The sequence below is a fragment of the Methylorubrum salsuginis genome, from assembly GCF_900114375.1.
Taxonomy (GTDB): Bacteria; Pseudomonadota; Alphaproteobacteria; order Rhizobiales; family Beijerinckiaceae; genus Methylobacterium; species Methylobacterium salsuginis.
The window spans coordinates 155,177-169,546 of record NZ_FOSV01000010.1 but is presented as its reverse complement, the minus strand read 5'-3'; the positions used below and the strand labels follow the sequence as shown (position 1 = coordinate 169,546).

The 14,370-nt window shown below is 66.9% G+C and carries 26 protein-coding genes; all 26 read left to right on the top strand.

The features are described from left to right. Positions 1 to 1,111 (top strand): elongation factor Tu (gene tuf, locus BM140_RS13890; protein WP_091947117.1); only part of this gene is annotated, 1,111 nt, incomplete at its 5' end. An 84-nt stretch (positions 1,112 to 1,195) separates the two neighbouring features. Continuing rightward, positions 1,196 to 1,504: a 30S ribosomal protein S10 gene (gene rpsJ, locus BM140_RS13885; protein WP_003597088.1), complete on the top strand. Its 309-nt coding sequence runs from the start codon at positions 1,196 to 1,198 to the stop codon at positions 1,502 to 1,504. Positions 1,505 to 1,555: 51 nt separating this feature from the next. Next, a complete protein-coding gene (rplC, locus tag BM140_RS13880; protein WP_091947113.1) occupies positions 1,556 to 2,299 on the top strand; it encodes a 50S ribosomal protein L3 in 744 nt (247 codons plus the stop codon). Continuing rightward, complete coding sequence (rplD, locus tag BM140_RS13875; protein WP_091947110.1) at positions 2,299 to 2,919, top strand: 50S ribosomal protein L4; 621 nt, start codon at positions 2,299 to 2,301, stop codon at positions 2,917 to 2,919. Before rplC ends, rplD begins: the two co-directional genes overlap by 1 nt. Then, positions 2,916 to 3,212 (top strand): 50S ribosomal protein L23, encoded by a 297-nt coding sequence (locus tag BM140_RS13870; RefSeq protein WP_091947107.1) that lies wholly within the window; start codon positions 2,916 to 2,918, stop codon positions 3,210 to 3,212. The genes rplD and BM140_RS13870 overlap by 4 nt, the downstream gene beginning before the upstream one ends. Before the next feature lie 25 nt (positions 3,213 to 3,237). Next, positions 3,238 to 4,074 (top strand): 50S ribosomal protein L2, encoded by an 837-nt coding sequence (rplB, locus tag BM140_RS13865; protein ID WP_091947104.1) that lies wholly within the window; start codon positions 3,238 to 3,240, stop codon positions 4,072 to 4,074. Positions 4,075 to 4,079: 5 nt separating this feature from the next. Further along, complete coding sequence (gene rpsS, locus BM140_RS13860) at positions 4,080 to 4,358, top strand: 30S ribosomal protein S19 (RefSeq protein ID WP_003597098.1); 279 nt, start codon at positions 4,080 to 4,082, stop codon at positions 4,356 to 4,358. 1 nt (position 4,359) lies between these two features. Further along, a complete protein-coding gene (rplV, locus tag BM140_RS13855) occupies positions 4,360 to 4,743 on the top strand; it encodes a 50S ribosomal protein L22 (RefSeq protein WP_056247407.1) in 384 nt (127 codons plus the stop codon). Positions 4,744 to 4,753: 10 nt separating this feature from the next. Continuing rightward, positions 4,754 to 5,500, top strand: coding sequence for a 30S ribosomal protein S3 (gene rpsC / locus BM140_RS13850; protein ID WP_017485511.1), 747 nt, complete (start codon positions 4,754 to 4,756; stop codon positions 5,498 to 5,500). A 30-nt stretch (positions 5,501 to 5,530) separates the two neighbouring features. After that, the gene (gene rplP, locus BM140_RS13845; protein ID WP_017485512.1) at positions 5,531 to 5,944 is read left to right on the top strand and encodes a 50S ribosomal protein L16; all 414 of its coding nucleotides are present in this window, start codon (positions 5,531 to 5,533) and stop codon (positions 5,942 to 5,944) included. A gap of 13 nt (positions 5,945 to 5,957) precedes the next feature. Continuing rightward, positions 5,958 to 6,173 carry a 50S ribosomal protein L29 gene (gene rpmC, locus BM140_RS13840; protein WP_091947101.1) on the top strand — a complete coding sequence of 72 codons (216 nt, stop codon included), beginning with the start codon at positions 5,958 to 5,960 and terminating at the stop codon, positions 6,171 to 6,173. A gap of 10 nt (positions 6,174 to 6,183) precedes the next feature. Then, positions 6,184 to 6,468, top strand: coding sequence for a 30S ribosomal protein S17 (gene rpsQ, locus BM140_RS13835; protein WP_091947098.1), 285 nt, complete (start codon positions 6,184 to 6,186; stop codon positions 6,466 to 6,468). Between the two features lie 36 nt (positions 6,469 to 6,504). Then, entirely contained in the window at positions 6,505 to 6,837 is a 333-nt protein-coding gene (locus BM140_RS13830) for a type II toxin-antitoxin system RelE/ParE family toxin (protein WP_244535428.1), read from the top strand. A gap of 233 nt (positions 6,838 to 7,070) precedes the next feature. Continuing rightward, the gene (rplN, locus tag BM140_RS13825) at positions 7,071 to 7,439 is read left to right on the top strand and encodes a 50S ribosomal protein L14 (protein WP_012253654.1); all 369 of its coding nucleotides are present in this window, start codon (positions 7,071 to 7,073) and stop codon (positions 7,437 to 7,439) included. Continuing rightward, the gene (gene rplX / locus BM140_RS13820) at positions 7,439 to 7,753 is read left to right on the top strand and encodes a 50S ribosomal protein L24 (RefSeq protein WP_091947095.1); all 315 of its coding nucleotides are present in this window, start codon (positions 7,439 to 7,441) and stop codon (positions 7,751 to 7,753) included. Before rplN ends, rplX begins: the two co-directional genes overlap by 1 nt. After that, positions 7,746 to 8,312 (top strand): 50S ribosomal protein L5, encoded by a 567-nt coding sequence (rplE, locus tag BM140_RS13815; RefSeq protein WP_091947092.1) that lies wholly within the window; start codon positions 7,746 to 7,748, stop codon positions 8,310 to 8,312. The genes rplX and rplE overlap by 8 nt, the downstream gene beginning before the upstream one ends. 41 nt (positions 8,313 to 8,353) lie before the next feature. Further along, complete coding sequence (gene rpsN, locus BM140_RS13810; protein WP_091947089.1) at positions 8,354 to 8,659, top strand: 30S ribosomal protein S14; 306 nt, start codon at positions 8,354 to 8,356, stop codon at positions 8,657 to 8,659. Between the two features lie 12 nt (positions 8,660 to 8,671). Continuing rightward, positions 8,672 to 9,067, top strand: a complete 396-nt coding sequence (gene rpsH, locus BM140_RS13805) for a 30S ribosomal protein S8 (RefSeq protein WP_091947086.1) — start codon at positions 8,672 to 8,674, stop codon at positions 9,065 to 9,067. Positions 9,068 to 9,083: 16 nt separating this feature from the next. Further along, positions 9,084 to 9,617: a 50S ribosomal protein L6 gene (rplF, locus tag BM140_RS13800; protein WP_091947083.1), complete on the top strand. Its 534-nt coding sequence runs from the start codon at positions 9,084 to 9,086 to the stop codon at positions 9,615 to 9,617. A 12-nt stretch (positions 9,618 to 9,629) separates the two neighbouring features. After that, complete coding sequence (rplR, locus tag BM140_RS13795) at positions 9,630 to 9,992, top strand: 50S ribosomal protein L18 (protein WP_091947080.1); 363 nt, start codon at positions 9,630 to 9,632, stop codon at positions 9,990 to 9,992. A 92-nt stretch (positions 9,993 to 10,084) separates the two neighbouring features. Continuing rightward, on the top strand, positions 10,085 to 10,663 hold the full coding sequence (gene rpsE, locus BM140_RS13790; RefSeq protein WP_091947078.1) for a 30S ribosomal protein S5: 579 nt from the start codon (positions 10,085 to 10,087) through the stop codon (positions 10,661 to 10,663). A gap of 12 nt (positions 10,664 to 10,675) precedes the next feature. Beyond that, positions 10,676 to 10,870 carry a 50S ribosomal protein L30 gene (rpmD, locus tag BM140_RS13785; protein ID WP_091947076.1) on the top strand — a complete coding sequence of 65 codons (195 nt, stop codon included), beginning with the start codon at positions 10,676 to 10,678 and terminating at the stop codon, positions 10,868 to 10,870. A gap of 13 nt (positions 10,871 to 10,883) precedes the next feature. After that, positions 10,884 to 11,393, top strand: a complete 510-nt coding sequence (rplO, locus tag BM140_RS13780) for a 50S ribosomal protein L15 (RefSeq protein WP_091947072.1) — start codon at positions 10,884 to 10,886, stop codon at positions 11,391 to 11,393. A gap of 111 nt (positions 11,394 to 11,504) precedes the next feature. Next, complete coding sequence (secY, locus tag BM140_RS13775) at positions 11,505 to 12,854, top strand: preprotein translocase subunit SecY (RefSeq protein WP_091947070.1); 1,350 nt, start codon at positions 11,505 to 11,507, stop codon at positions 12,852 to 12,854. Between the two features lie 143 nt (positions 12,855 to 12,997). Next, on the top strand, positions 12,998 to 13,600 hold the full coding sequence (locus tag BM140_RS13770; RefSeq protein WP_091947067.1) for an adenylate kinase: 603 nt from the start codon (positions 12,998 to 13,000) through the stop codon (positions 13,598 to 13,600). Positions 13,601 to 13,883: 283 nt separating this feature from the next. Next, positions 13,884 to 14,252 carry a 30S ribosomal protein S13 gene (rpsM, locus tag BM140_RS13765; protein WP_012454040.1) on the top strand — a complete coding sequence of 123 codons (369 nt, stop codon included), beginning with the start codon at positions 13,884 to 13,886 and terminating at the stop codon, positions 14,250 to 14,252. Positions 14,253 to 14,370 lie beyond the last annotated feature (118 nt).

Here is a 14,370-nt window from a genome sequence, read left to right as displayed (position 1 = left end):
TCTGACGGCGGCGATCACGAAGGTGCTGGCGGAGTCGGGTGGGGCGACCTTCACGGCCTACGACCAGATCGACAAGGCCCCCGAGGAGAAGGCGCGCGGCATCACGATCTCGACCGCCCACGTCGAGTACGAGACCAACAACCGCCACTACGCCCACGTCGACTGCCCCGGCCACGCCGACTACGTGAAGAACATGATCACGGGCGCGGCGCAGATGGACGGCGCGATCCTGGTGGTGTCGGCGGCCGACGGCCCGATGCCGCAGACCCGCGAGCACATCCTGCTGGCCCGTCAGGTCGGCGTGCCGGCGCTGGTCGTGTTCCTCAACAAGGTCGACATGGTCGATGACGAGGAGCTCCTGGAGCTCGTCGAGCTGGAGGTGCGCGAGCTCCTCTCGAAGTACGACTTCCCCGGCGACGACATCCCGATCACCAAGGGCTCGGCCCTGATGGCGCTCGAGGACAAGGAGCCGAAGATCGGCCGCGACGCCGTGCTGAAGCTGATGGAGACGGTGGACGCCTACATCCCGCAGCCGGAGCGTCCGATCGACATGCCGTTCCTGATGCCGATCGAGGACGTGTTCTCGATCTCGGGCCGCGGCACGGTGGTGACGGGTCGCGTCGAGCGCGGCATCGTCAAGGTCGGCGAGTCGGTGGAGATCGTCGGCATCCGCGCCACGACCACGACGACGGTGACGGGCGTCGAGATGTTCCGCAAGCTGCTCGACCAGGGCCAGGCGGGCGACAACGTCGGCGTGCTGCTGCGCGGCACCAAGCGCGAGGACGTGGAGCGCGGCCAGGTCGTGTGCAAGCCGGGTTCGGTGAAGCCGCACTCGAAGTTCAAGGCCGAGGCCTACATCCTGACGAAGGAGGAGGGCGGTCGCCACACGCCGTTCTTCACCAACTACCGCCCGCAATTCTACTTCCGCACCACGGACGTGACCGGCATCTGCACGCTGCCGGAGGGCACCGAGATGGTGATGCCGGGCGACAACGTGACGATGGACGTGGCGCTGATCGTGCCGGTGGCCATGGAAGAGAAGCTGCGCTTCGCCATCCGCGAGGGCGGCCGCACCGTCGGCGCCGGCGTCGTCGCCGCCATCAACGAATAACAGCCACCCAGGCATCATCGACAGGGGACGTAAGAGGGGCGGGCCCTCGCGCCCGCTCCTCCACGTTTCCGCCGAGGTCAGGTCATGAACGGTCAGAACATCCGCATTCGCCTCAAGGCGTTCGATCATCGCATCCTCGACGCGTCGACCAAGGAGATCGTCTCCACGGCGCGTCGCACCGGGGCGCAGATTCGGGGCCCGATCCCGCTGCCGACCCACATCGAGAAGTTCACGGTCAACCGCTCGCCGCACATCGACAAGAAGTCGCGCGAGCAGTTCGAGATGCGCACGCACAAGCGGGTGCTCGATATCGTCGACCCGACGCCGCAGACCGTGGACGCGCTGATGAAGCTCGACCTCGCCGCTGGCGTGGACGTGGAGATCAAGCTCTGAGCCCATCCGGGGCTTAGAGCTTACCGTTTCATCGCGCGAGGAGAGTGACCTATGCGCTCAGGCGTCATCGCACGGAAGGTCGGCATGACCCGTGTCTTCACCGAGGCCGGTGAACACGTGCCCGTGACCGTGCTCCAGATCGATCAGTGCCAAGTCGTGGCACACCGCACCAACGACAAGGACGGCTACGTCGCCCTCCAGGTCGGCGTCGGCAAGGCCAAGGTGAAGAACGTGTCGCAGGCCGAGCGTGGCCGCTTCGCGGTCGCCAAGGTCGAGCCGAAGAAGAAGCTCGCCGAGTTCCGCGTGTCCGAGGACGCGCTGATCCCGGTGGGTGCCGAGATCACCGCCGACCACTTCATCCCGGGTCAGTTCGTCGACGTGACGGGCACCACCACGGGTAAGGGTTTCGCCGGCGGTATGAAGCGCTGGAACTTCGGCGGTCTGCGCGCCACCCACGGCGTGTCGATCTCCCACCGCTCGATCGGTTCGACCGGTGGTCGTCAGGATCCGGGCAAGACCTTCAAGAACAAGAAGATGCCGGGCCATATGGGCGTCGAGCGTGTCACCACGCAGAACCTCAAGGTCGTGCGCACCGATCCGGAGCGCGGCCTGATCCTCGTCGAGGGCGCCGTCCCCGGCGTCGCCGGCGGCTGGATCCAGGTTCGCGACGCGGTCAAGCGCAAGCTGCCCGCCGAGGTGCCGCTGCCGGGCAAGTTCCGTGAGAACGGTTCGGCCAACGGCTCCTCGCAGACCGAGGCGGCTCCCGAGGCTCCGGCAACCGAGGAGAACGCGTGATGAAACTCGATGTCACCACGCTCGACGGCGGCTCCGCCGGCTCGGTCGAGCTGAACGAGGCGATCTTCGGCCTCGAGCCGCGCGCCGACATCCTGCACCGGATGGTCCGCTACCAGCTCGCCAAGCGTCGCGCCGGCACCCATGCGGTCAAGAACCGCTCGGATGTCGATCGCACCTCGAAGAAGCTGTACAAGCAGAAGGGCACCGGTAACGCCCGTCACGGCGCGGCGTCCGCTCCGCAGTTCCGCGGCGGCGGCCGGGCCTTCGGTCCGGTGGTGCGCGACCACGCCCACGACCTTCCCAAGAAGGTTCGGGCGCTGGCCCTCAAGCACGCCCTGTCGTCGAAGGCCAAGACCTCGACCCTGATCGTCGTGGACGACCTCAAGGTCGAGAACCATAAGACCAAGGCGATGGTCGAGCGTCTGGGCAAGCTCGGCTGGTCGAGCGCGCTGATCATCGGCGGTCCGGAGGTCGACGAGAACTTCGGCCGCGCCGCCCGCGCCGTGCCCAAGATCGACGTGCTGCCGGTCCAGGGCATCAACGTCTACGACATCCTGCGCCGCGACACGCTCGTCCTGACGCGCGCGGCCGTCGACGCTCTGGAGGAGCGCTTCAAATGAGTGCCGATCCGCGCCATTACGACGTGATCGTCTCCCCGGTCATCACCGAGAAGGCGACCAACCTCACCGAACAGAACAAGGTCGTCTTCCGGGTCGCCCCGAAGGCCACCAAGCCGCAGATCAAGGAAGCGGTCGAGCGTCTGTTCGATGTCAAGGTCACGGGCGTGAACACGCTCACGACCAAGGGCAAGAAGAAGTTCTTCCGCGGACAGCGCGGACAGCGTTCGGACGTGAAAAAGGCGATCGTGACCCTCGCCGAGGGCGACACCATCGACGTCACGACCGGCCTCTGAGACGAGAAGCGTTAGGATCAAGCCGATGGCCTTGAAGACATTCAAACCGGTCACGCCGAGCCTGCGCCAGCTCGTGCTCGTCGACCGCCGTGAGCTCTACAAGGGCAAGCCGGTCAAGGCGCTGACCGAGGGCAAGAGCTCCTCGGGCGGCCGCAACAACCTGGGTCGCATCACCGTCCGCTTCCGCGGCGGTGGCCACAAGCGGGTCCTGCGCAACGTCGATTTCAAGCGTCGCGAGGACCTCAACGTGACCGCGACGGTCGAGCGGATCGAGTACGATCCGAACCGCACCGCCTTCATCGCGCTCATCACCTTCCCGGACGGCAAGCAGAGCTACATCCTGGCTCCGCAGCGCCTCTCCCCGGGCGACAAGGTGGTGGCCGGCGAGAGCGTCGACATCAAGCCGGGCAATGCCGGCCCGATCGGCTCGATGCCGGTGGGCACCATCGTCCACAATGTCGAGCTGAAGATCGGCAAGGGCGGCGCCATCGCCCGCTCGGCGGGCAACTACGCCCAGATCGTCGGTCGCGACCAGGGCTACGTGACGCTGCGCCTGAACTCGGGCGAGCAGCGCCTCGTGCACGGCCAGTGCTTCGCGAGCGTGGGGGCGGTGTCGAATCCGGACCACATGAACATCTCGCTCGGCAAGGCCGGCCGTAACCGCTGGCTCGGCAAGCGCCCGCACAACCGCGGCGTCGCGATGAACCCGGTCGACCACCCGCACGGCGGCGGCGAGGGTCGCACCTCGGGCGGCCGGAACCCGGTCACGCCCTGGGGCGTGCCCACCAAGGGGAAGAAGACCCGGTCCAACAAGCGGACCGACACCTTCATCCTGTCCAGCCGCCATAACCGCAAGAAGTAACCGCCATGGCACGTTCCCTCTGGAAAGGGCCGTTCGTCGACGGCTACCTCCTCAAGAAGGCCGACGCCGCGCGCGGCGGAAGCCGCAACGAGGTCGTCAAGATCTGGAGCCGTCGCTCCACGATCCTCCCGCAGTTCGTCGGCATCACCTTCGGGGTGCACAACGGACACAAGCATATCCCGGTCTACGTCACCGAGGAGATGGTCGGTCACAAGTTCGGCGAGTTCTCGCCGACCCGTACCTTCCCCGGTCACGCGGCCGACAAGAAGGCGAAGAGGCGCTGAGATGGGCAAAGCTGCCACCCCCCGCGCGCTCCCCGAGAACGAGGCGAAGGCCGTCGCGCGGATGCTCCGCGTGTCGCCCCAGAAGCTCAACCTCGTGGCGGCGCTGATCCGCGGCAAGAAGGTCGAGTCGGCGCTGGCCGACCTCGAATTCTCCCGCAAGCGCATCGCTCGCGATGTGAAGAAGTGCCTGGAAAGCGCGATCGCCAACGCCGAGAACAACCACGACCTGGACGTGGACGATCTCGTCGTGTCCCAGGCCTTCGTCGGCAAGGCGCTGGTGCTCAAGCGCTTCCACGCCCGTGCTCGCGGTCGCGGCGCGCGCATCCTGAAGCCCTTCTCGAACCTCACCATCGTGGTTCGCGAAGTGCGCGCTGAAGCGGCCTGAGGAGTAGACCATGGGTCAGAAGATCAATCCGATCGGCCTGCGTCTCGGCATCAACCGGACCTGGGATTCCCGCTGGTTCGCCGAGAAGGGCGAGTACGCCAAGCTGATGCACGAGGACGTGGCGATCCGCGCCGCCCTCATGAAGCAGCTCAAGCAGGCCGCCGTCTCTAAGATCGTCATCGAGCGCCCGCACCGGAAGTGCCGCGTCACCATCCACTCGGGTCGTCCGGGCGTGGTGATCGGCAAGAAGGGCGCGGACATCGAGAAGCTGCGCAAGCTCGTCGGCACGATGACCAAGGCTGACGTGACGATCAACATCGTCGAGGTGCGCAAGCCCGAGGTGGACGCGACGCTGGTCGCCGAATCCATCGCGCAGCAGCTCGAGCGCCGCGTCGCCTTCCGTCGCGCCATGAAGCGCGCCGTGCAGTCGGCGATGCGTCTCGGCGCCGAGGGCATCCGCATCAACTGCGCCGGCCGTCTCGGCGGCGCCGAGATCGCCCGCACCGAGTGGTACCGCGAGGGCCGCGTCCCGCTGCACACCCTGCGTGCGGACGTTGACTACGGCACCGCCACGGCCTTCACGACCTATGGCACCTGCGGCATCAAGGTGTGGGTGTTCAAGGGCGAGATCCTCGAGCACGATCCCATGGCTCAGGACAAGAAGGCCCAGGAAGAGGGCGGCCGTTCCGGCGGGCGCCGCGAGCGTGACGGCGACGACCGCGGGGGCCGTGGCCGCCGCGATCACGCCAACGCGTGACCCGGCCACCGGAGGATTTGAGAGGCTGCCATGCTGCAACCCAAGAAGACCAAGTTCCGTAAGCAGTTCAAGGGGCGCATCCATGGCGCGGCCAAGGGCGGCTTCGAGCTGAACTTCGGCCAGTTCGGTCTCAAGTGCCTTGAGCCCGAGCGCATCACCGCCCGGCAGATCGAGGCGGCCCGCCGCGCGATCACCCGCGAGATGAAGCGTCAGGGCCGCGTGTGGATCCGGGTTTTCCCGGATCTGCCCGTCACCGCCAAGCCCACCGAGGTCCGCATGGGCTCCGGTAAGGGCGCCCCCGAATACTGGGCGGCGCGCGTCCACCCGGGCCGCATCATGTTCGAGGTCGACGGCGTCGCCGAGGACATCGCCCGCGAGGCCCTGCGTCTCGGCGCGGCCAAGCTGCCGGTGCGCACCCGCGTGATCCAGCGCATCGCCGACTGAAGGAAGAAAGATCATGAAGTCCGATCAGAGACTGTCTGATCTGCGCGCTCTGTCGGCGGATCAGCTTTCCGACGAGCTCGTCAACCTGAAGAAGGAGCAGTTCAACCTGCGCTTCCAGGGCGCGACGGGCCAGCTCGAAAACGTCGCCCGGGTCCGTGAGGTCCGCCGCGACATCGCCCGCGTCCGCACGCTGCAGCGTCAGAAGACGCTCGACGCGGCCAAGGCCTGAGGAGTCCGCCATGCCCAAGCGCGTCCTGCAAGGCGTCGTCGTCAGCGACAAGACCGATAAGACCATCGTCGTGAAGGTGGAGCGCCGCTTCACCCATCCGGTGATGAAGAAGACGGTTCGCCGCTCCAAGAACTACCATGCGCACGACGAGGCCAATGTGGCCAAGATCGGCCAGACGGTGTTCATTGAGGAGTCGCGGCCCTACTCCAAGACCAAGACCTGGAAGCTGGTCGAGGACCAGGCCGCCGCGGCGGAAGCCGCCGGCACCGGCGTCGAGGCCACTGTCGAGGCTTGATCGACTTCGTCGGGTTTTTGGAATCGTGAGAGGCGGGTGCTGCGGCGCCCGCCTTTTTCGTTCGTTGATTGCATATCGCTGGAACTACTCTTCGCGCCCTCCGAGGCGTGGCATGCCGATTCGAACTCCGTCACCGCTGTCGGCTTCGTGGATTCGCTCGAAGCCGCCTTCACCCTCATCGGCGACCATCCGGCGGCGGGCTCGCCCCGCTACGCGCACGAACTCGACCGGCCCTGGCTGCGCAGCATCCTCCTGAAGAGCTCCCCGTATCCGGTCTTCTACGTCGAGCGGGGCGATCACCGCGATGTTTGGCAGGTTCTGCATGCGCATCGCGACATTCCGGCGAGGATGCGCCCGCCGGAAGTGTGAGATCGCAGCGCTCCACGCCTTGCGCTTCCCGCCGGACCGGTGTAAGCGGCCCGTCTTCGCGACATTCGGCCGGGGTGTTTTCACCCTTGCACACGCGGTGACCGCGCCGGCGTCTCACGACGCCGTGGCGCGGTTCGTTACATCCGGGGACGTCAGATCCCCATCAGGCGTCGTCCGCCGGGCAATACCGTCCGCGTGCGGAAACCCGTCTGAAACAAGGAAAGGTCACTCCCGTGATCCAGATGCAGACGAATCTGGACGTCGCCGACAATTCGGGTGCGCGCCGCGTGATGTGCATCAAGGTGCTCGGCGGCTCCAAGCGCAAGTATGCCGGCGTCGGCGACATCATCGTCGTCTCCGTCAAGGAGGCGATCCCGCGCGGCCGCGTGAAGAAGGGCGACGTCATGAAGGCGGTCGTCGTGCGCACCGCCAAGGACGTGAAGCGCGCCGACGGCTCCGTCATCCGCTTCGACAAGAACGCGGCCGTTCTGATCAACAATCAGAAGGAGCCGGTCGGCACCCGTATCTTCGGACCGGTGCCGCGCGAGCTGCGCGCCCGCAACCACATGAAGATCATCTCGCTCGCTCCTGAGGTGCTGTGATGGCTGCCAAGATCAAGAAGGGCGACACGGTCGTCGTCCTCACCGGCCGCGACTCGGGTCGTTCCGGCGAGGTCATCCAGGTGCTGCCGAAGGAGGGCAAGGCCTTCGTTCGCGGGGTCAACCTCGTCAAGAAGCACCAGAAGCAGACCCAGAACCAAGAGGGCGGCATCATCTCGAAGGAGGCCGCCATCCAGCTCTCCAACATCGCGGTCCAGGACGCCAACGGCAAGCCGACCCGCGTGGGTTTCCGCATCCTCGATGACGGCCGCAAGGTCCGCTTCGCCAAGACGACGGGGGATCAGATCGATGGCTGAGGCCGACAAGAACGCTTACGTCCCGCGTCTGCGCAAGCATTACGACGAGGTCGTCCGCCAGAAGCTCATCGAGCAGTTCGGGTACAAGAACCCGATGCAGGTGCCGCAGATCGAGAAGATCGTCATCAACATGGGCGTCGGCGAGTCCACCGCCGACTCGAAGAAGGCCACCGTGGCGGCGGGCGATCTCGCCCTGATCGCCGGTCAGAAGCCGGTCATCACCCGCGCCCGCAAGGCGATCGCGACCTTCAAGGTCCGCGAGGGCATGCCGATCGGCTGCAAGGTGACCCTGCGCAAGGCCCGCATGTACGAGTTCATGGACCGCCTGGTCACGATCGCGCTGCCGCGCGTGCGCGACTTCCGCGGCCTGAACCCGCGTTCCTTCGACGGCCGTGGCAACTACGCCATGGGCCTCAAGGAGCACCTCGTGTTCCCGGAGATCTCCTACGACAAGGCGGAGCAGACCTGGGGCATGGACATCATCGTCCAGACGAGTGCCACCACGGACGAAGAGGCCAAGGCGCTCCTCGCCCACTTCAAGTTCCCGTTCCGGCAGTAAGCGGCGGCAACGCCGCTTAGACGCGGACACTGGAGAAAGACATGGCTAAGAAGAGCTCAGTCGAGAAGAACAACCACCGCAAGGAGCTGGTCAAGCGCTTCGCCGAGAAGCGCAAGGCCCTCCTTGCCATCGCCAACGACGAGTCCCGCGAGATGGAGGAGCGCTTCGAGGCGCGCCTCAAGCTCGCCGAGCTGCCGCGCAACTCGTCGGCCACCCGCATCCGCAACCGCTGCGAGATGACCGGCCGCCCGCGCGCCTACTACCGCAAGCTCGGCGTCTCGCGCGTCGCCCTGCGGGAGCTCGGCAACCGGGGTCTGATCCCGGGTCTCGTGAAGTCCAGCTGGTAAGGGGAGGCATCCATGGTGAACGATCCCGTGGGTGACATGCTCACCCGCATCCGCAACGGCCAGTCGCGCCGTCGCAACGTCGTCCAGACCCCCGGCTCGCGCCTGCGCGCCTCGGTTCTCGACGTCCTGAAGTCCGAAGGCTACATCCGCGACTACGCCGTCTCGGATCTCGGCAACGGCCGCACCGAGTTCGCGATCGAGCTCAAGTACTATGACGGTCGCCCGGTCATCCGGGAGATCAAGCGCGTGTCGAAGCCCGGCCGCCGCGTCTACTCGTCGGTGGGCGAGCTGCCGCGGGTCGCCGACGGCCTCGGCATCACCATCATCTCCACCCCGCAGGGCGTCATGGCCGACCACGAGGCGCGCGAGCGCAACGTCGGCGGTGAAGTGCTCTGCAAAGTGTTCTGATCCGGAGGACAGCTCCATGTCTCGCGTAGGCAAGAAGCCCGTCCCCGTCCCCGCCGGCGTCACCGCCACGGTCACGGGTCAGACGGTCAAGATGAAGGGCTCGAAGGGCGAACTCCAGTTCGTCGTCCCGCCCCAGGTGAACGTCGAGTTCAAGGACGGCGCCGTCTCGGTGCAGCCCAAGGACCAGTCGAAGCAGGCGCGCTCCCTGTGGGGCACCTCGCGCGCCCAGGTGGCCAACCTCGTCGAGGGCGTCTCCAAGGGCTTCGAGAAGAAGCTGGAGATCACCGGCGTGGGTTACCGCGCGGCGATGGCCGGCAAGGCGCTCAAGCTGTCGCTCGGCTACAGCCACGACATCGAATACGAGATCCCGGCCGGCATCACCATCGTGACGCCCAAGCCCACGGAGATCGTGGTGTCGGGCATCGACCGGCAGCGCGTCGGTCAGGTTGCGGCGGAGATTCGCGAGTATCGCGGCCCCGAGCCCTACAAGGGCAAGGGCGTCAAGTACGCTGGCGAGTTCATCTTCCGCAAGGAAGGCAAGAAGAAGTAAGGAGGGCGATTCATGTCGAACAAGAACGAAGCCCTCCTGCGCCGCAAGGCGCGGGTCCGTCGGGCCCTCAAGGCTACCGCCAACGGCCGTCCGCGGCTGTCGGTGTTCCGCTCGTCCAAGCAGATCTACGTCCAGGTCATCGACGACGCCGCGGGCCGCACGCTCGCTGCCGCGTCGAGCCTCGACAAGGATCTGCGTGCCAGCCTCAAGACCGGCGCCGACAAGGCGGCGGCCGAGGCGGTGGGCAAGCTCGTCGCCGAGCGCGCCAAGGCCGCCGGCGTCACCAAGGTCGTCTTCGACCGCTCGGGCTACATCTTCCACGGCCGCGTCAAGGCTCTCGCCGACGCCGCCCGTGAGGGTGGCCTGGACTTCTGAGGACGCGTCTTCCCTCCCCCTCGAAAGGGGAGGGGAGCCATCGAGCGAGCGGGTCGTCAGACCCGCGTCAGTGAGATCATAGGAACAACAGAATGGCACGTGAACGCGAGGGTCGTCGCCGCGACGACCGCGAGGAGCGCGACAGCGAGTTCGTGGACAAGCTCGTCCACATCAACCGCGTCGCCAAAGTGGTGAAGGGTGGCCGTCGCTTCGGCTTCGCGGCGCTCGTCGTCGTCGGCGACCAGAAGGGCCGCGTCGGCTTCGGCCACGGCAAGGCCCGTGAGGTGCCGGAGGCGATCCGCAAGGCGACGGAAGCCGCCAAGCGTGGTCTGATCCGCGTGTCGCTGCGCGAGGGCCGCACCCTCCACCACGACGTCAACGGTCGTCACGGCGCCGGCAAGGTGATTCTCCGTGCGGCTCCGCAGGGTACCGGCATCATCGCCGGCGGCCCGATGCGCGCCGTGTTCGAGACGCTCGGCATGCAGGACGTGGTGGCCAAGAGCCTCGGCTCGTCGAACCCCTACAACCTCGTGCGCGCCACCTTCGACGCGCTCAAGAACGAGGACAGCCCGCGCTCCGTCGCGGCCCGTCGCGGTCTCAAGGTCTCGGCCCTCCAGTCGCGTCGCCGCGACGCGGATCCGGCCGACACCTCCGAAGCCGCCGTGGCGTAAGGGGAGGGCAGCATGGCTAGCAAAACTGTCCGCGTCGAGCAGATCGGTTCGCCGATCCGTCGCGAGGCCTCCCAGCGCGCGACGCTGATCGGCCTCAAGCTGAACAAGCTGCACCGCGTTTCCGAGCTGGAGGACACTCCCTCGGTTCGCGGCATGATCCGCAAGGTCGCGCACCTCGTGCGCGTCCTCGACGACGCCGCGGCGTAAGGAGGGCTCGATCATGAAGCTCAACGAAATCCGCGACAACGAAGGCGCGACCAAGAACCGGATGCGCGTCGGCCGGGGCATCGGCTCCGGCAAGGGCAAGACCGGCGGCCGCGGCGTGAAGGGTCAGAAGGCCCGCACCGGCGTGTCCATCAAGGGCTTCGAGGGCGGTCAGATGCCGCTCCACCGTCGCCTGCCGAAGCGCGGCTTCAACAACATCCACGCCCACGACCTGAACGAGGTGAACCTCGGTCGCGTCCAGCAGGCGGTGGATGCGGGCCGGCTCGACGCCAACGCCACCGTGACGGTCGATGCGCTGATCAAGGCCGGGATCATCTCCCGCGCCCGCGACGGCGTGAAGCTGCTCGGCGTCGGCGAACTGACCGCGAAGCTCAGCTTCGAAGTCACCCGCGCCTCCAAGTCGGCCGTCGAGGCCGTCGAGAAGGCCGGCGGCTCGGTCACCACGGCGTTCGCGGCGGGCGCGGCCCATCGCGGCACGCCGAAGGACGCAGTTGCGTCGGCCTGAGCCGACCCTTAAATCCAACGCCGAAGCGGCGGCCCGTGCTCGCACGCGGCCGCCGCTTCCGCTTTCAGGGACTCTTCGAGGTGTCCCGAGGCAATTCTCAGGAAACGTGACATGGCCTCAGCCGCCGAGCAGCTCGCCGCCAACCTGAACTTCGGCGCCATTGCCAAGGCCGACGAACTCAAGAAGCGCATCTGGTTCACCCTGGGGGCGCTCATCGTGTTTCGGCTCGGCACCTACATCCCGATTCCCGGCATCGATCCGGAGCAGTTCGCCCGCAACTTCCAGAACCAGGCGGGCGGCGTGCTCGGCCTGTTCAACATGTTCTCGGGCGGCGCCGTCGAGCGCATGGCGGTCTTCGCGCTCAACATCATGCCCTACATCTCGGCCTCGATCATCGTTCAGCTCCTCACCTCGGTGGTGCCGAGCCTGGAGGCGCTGAAGAAGGAGGGCGAGTCCGGCCGCAAGGTCATCAACCAGTACACCCGCTACCTCACCGTGGTGCTGGCGCTGGTCCAGTCCTGGGGCATCGCCTTCGGCCTGCAGGGCTCGAACGCGGTCATCAACCCGGGCCCGTTCTTCATCCTCTCCACCGTCGTCACGCTGACCGGCGGCACGCTGTTCCTGATGTGGATCGGCGAGCAGATCACCGCCCGCGGCATCGGCAACGGTTCGTCGCTGATCATCTTCGCCGGCATCGTCGCCCACCTCCCGGCCTCGATCTTCGGCGCCCTCGAACTCACCCGCACCGGCGCGCTCTCCCCCGCCGTGCTGCTCGGGGCCGGCGTCGCGGCGGTCGCGCTCGTCTACTTCATCGTCTTCATGGAGCGCGCCCAGCGCCGGCTCCTGATCAACTACCCCAAGCGCCAGGTCGGCAATCGCATGTACGAGGGCCAGTCCTCGTTCCTGCCGCTCAAGCTCAACACCTCGGGCGTCATCCCGCCGATCTTCGCCTCCTCGCTGCTTCTGCTGCCGACCACGATCGCCAGCTTCTCGGCGAGCCAGGGCTCGACCGGCATCCTCGGCACGCTGACGACCTATCTCGGCCACGGCCGGCCGCTCTACATGCTGGCCTATGCCGCGATGATCATCTTCTTCACGTTCTTCTACACGGCCGTCGTCTTCAATCCGCAGGAGACCGCCGACAACCTGAAGAAGCAGGGCGGCTTCATCCCGGGCATCCGTCCCGGTGAGCGCACCGCCGCCTTCATCGACAAGGTGCTGACCCGCATCACCGTGATCGGTGCGGCCTACCTCACCTTCGTCTGCCTCGTGCCCGAGATCGTCGCCTCCTACACCTCGGCGGCCCTCGGCTTCGGCGGCACCTCGCTGCTCATCGTCGTCTCCGTCACCATGGACACGGTGGCGCAGATCCACGGGCACCTGATGGCGCACCAGTACGAGGGCATCGTGAAGAAGGCGAAGCTGCGCGGCGCCTCGGCCGGCGGTGCACGGCGTCGCTGATTCGTCATCTCTCGCCCAAAGGTTCGGTGGACGGGCCGGGCGAATTCTCGCATCACCGTCGATGTGACCGGGGCGCCCATGCGAAGGGGGCGCCCGCAGTGAAGAACGAGCCCGGCGCCGGGCCCTGATGACGAGGAAACGCTATGCGGATCATCCTGCTCGGACCGCCGGGAGCGGGGAAAGGCACCCAGTCCGAGCGTATCGTCGAGCGCTACGGAATCCCGCAGCTCTCGACCGGCGACATGCTGCGCGCCGCGGTCGCCGCCGGCACGCCGGTGGGGCTGGAAGCCAAGTCGATCATGGAGAGCGGCGGCCTCGTGCCGGACGCGGTTGTGGTCGGGATCGTCGCCGACCGCGTCGAGGAGGCCGACGCCAAGCGCGGCTTCATCCTCGACGGCTTCCCCCGCACCGTCGAGCAGGCCAAGGCGCTCGACACGATGCTGGCCGAGAAGGGCATCGCCCTCGATGCCGTGGTCGAGTTCGTGGTGGACGAGAACGCCCTCGTGGGCCGGATCGCCAAGCGGGCCGAGGAGACCGCCGCCCGCGGCCAGCCCGTGCGCAAGGACGACACGCCGGAGGTCTTCAAGACCCGCCTGGACGCCTACAAGAAACAGACCGCCCCGCTCTCCGACTACTATGCCGGCACCGGCCTGCTGCGGAAGATCGACGGCATGCAGCCGATCGATCAGGTCACCCGCGAGGTCGTGAGCCTGCTCGATGGGTTCCGCGAGAAGGCGGTCTCGTAAGTCCGGCTTGCCGCGGGTTTCTCGCTCTCCTCGCTCGCGGGAAGAGGGGAGGCACGGGCACCGCGCCGATTTCCCGAAATCCTTACGGCATCGTTGACAAGGGGGCTCGCCTGCGCTAGGCGGGCCCCCTTCGTCCAAACGGGATGTGGTCCGAAAGCGCCTCGACGAGGACGCTGGCGGGCCGATTTGTCGTTTCGGGCGGGTGCGCAGGGGCCGGCCTCCACCGGACGCGCACCGTCATCGCAGAGCGGCGGGCCTTTGTCCCGCCCATGGAGAGATTCTCTTGGCCCGTATCGCAGGCGTCAACATCCCGACCGCCAAGCGCGTCGTCATCGCGCTTCAGTACATCCACGGCATCGGCCCGAAGAAGGCCGAGGAGATCACCGAGAAGGTCGGCATTCCGGCCGAGCGCCGTGTGAACCAGCTCACCGACGCCGAGGTGCTCCAGATCCGCGAGACCATCGACCGCGATTACCTCGTCGAGGGCGATCTGCGCCGCGAAGTCTCGATGAACATCAAGCGCCTGATGGATCTCGGCTGCTACCGCGGCCTGCGTCACCGCAAGCAGCTCCCGGTCCGCGGCCAGCGCACCCACACCAACGCCCGCACCCGCAAGGGCAAGGCGAAGCCGATCGCCGGCAAGAAGAAGTAATTTTGCGATTGGAAGGCCGTGCTTCGCTCGGCCTTCTTTCCGTCGCGCCGGGTGCCCCTCGACGCCGCCGGTTGAACGGGACAGCCCTGCACAGCAGCCGCACCCAAGTCCCAAAAAG

Coding starts and splice junctions, on each gene's coding strand:
- rpsJ (WP_003597088.1), top strand. CDS start 1,196: ATGAACGGTCAGAACATCCGCATTCGCCTCAAGGCGTTCGATCATCGC.
- rplC (WP_091947113.1), top strand. CDS start 1,556: ATGCGCTCAGGCGTCATCGCACGGAAGGTCGGCATGACCCGTGTCTTC.
- rplD (WP_091947110.1), top strand. CDS start 2,299: ATGAAACTCGATGTCACCACGCTCGACGGCGGCTCCGCCGGCTCGGTC.
- BM140_RS13870 (WP_091947107.1), top strand. CDS start 2,916: ATGAGTGCCGATCCGCGCCATTACGACGTGATCGTCTCCCCGGTCATC.
- rplB (WP_091947104.1), top strand. CDS start 3,238: ATGGCCTTGAAGACATTCAAACCGGTCACGCCGAGCCTGCGCCAGCTC.
- rpsS (WP_003597098.1), top strand. CDS start 4,080: ATGGCACGTTCCCTCTGGAAAGGGCCGTTCGTCGACGGCTACCTCCTC.
- rplV (WP_056247407.1), top strand. CDS start 4,360: ATGGGCAAAGCTGCCACCCCCCGCGCGCTCCCCGAGAACGAGGCGAAG.
- rpsC (WP_017485511.1), top strand. CDS start 4,754: ATGGGTCAGAAGATCAATCCGATCGGCCTGCGTCTCGGCATCAACCGG.
- rplP (WP_017485512.1), top strand. CDS start 5,531: ATGCTGCAACCCAAGAAGACCAAGTTCCGTAAGCAGTTCAAGGGGCGC.
- rpmC (WP_091947101.1), top strand. CDS start 5,958: ATGAAGTCCGATCAGAGACTGTCTGATCTGCGCGCTCTGTCGGCGGAT.
- rpsQ (WP_091947098.1), top strand. CDS start 6,184: ATGCCCAAGCGCGTCCTGCAAGGCGTCGTCGTCAGCGACAAGACCGAT.
- rplX (WP_091947095.1), top strand. CDS start 7,439: ATGGCTGCCAAGATCAAGAAGGGCGACACGGTCGTCGTCCTCACCGGC.
- rplE (WP_091947092.1), top strand. CDS start 7,746: ATGGCTGAGGCCGACAAGAACGCTTACGTCCCGCGTCTGCGCAAGCAT.
- rpsN (WP_091947089.1), top strand. CDS start 8,354: ATGGCTAAGAAGAGCTCAGTCGAGAAGAACAACCACCGCAAGGAGCTG.
- rpsH (WP_091947086.1), top strand. CDS start 8,672: ATGGTGAACGATCCCGTGGGTGACATGCTCACCCGCATCCGCAACGGC.
- rplF (WP_091947083.1), top strand. CDS start 9,084: ATGTCTCGCGTAGGCAAGAAGCCCGTCCCCGTCCCCGCCGGCGTCACC.
- rplR (WP_091947080.1), top strand. CDS start 9,630: ATGTCGAACAAGAACGAAGCCCTCCTGCGCCGCAAGGCGCGGGTCCGT.
- rpsE (WP_091947078.1), top strand. CDS start 10,085: ATGGCACGTGAACGCGAGGGTCGTCGCCGCGACGACCGCGAGGAGCGC.
- rpmD (WP_091947076.1), top strand. CDS start 10,676: ATGGCTAGCAAAACTGTCCGCGTCGAGCAGATCGGTTCGCCGATCCGT.
- rplO (WP_091947072.1), top strand. CDS start 10,884: ATGAAGCTCAACGAAATCCGCGACAACGAAGGCGCGACCAAGAACCGG.
- secY (WP_091947070.1), top strand. CDS start 11,505: ATGGCCTCAGCCGCCGAGCAGCTCGCCGCCAACCTGAACTTCGGCGCC.
- BM140_RS13770 (WP_091947067.1), top strand. CDS start 12,998: ATGCGGATCATCCTGCTCGGACCGCCGGGAGCGGGGAAAGGCACCCAG.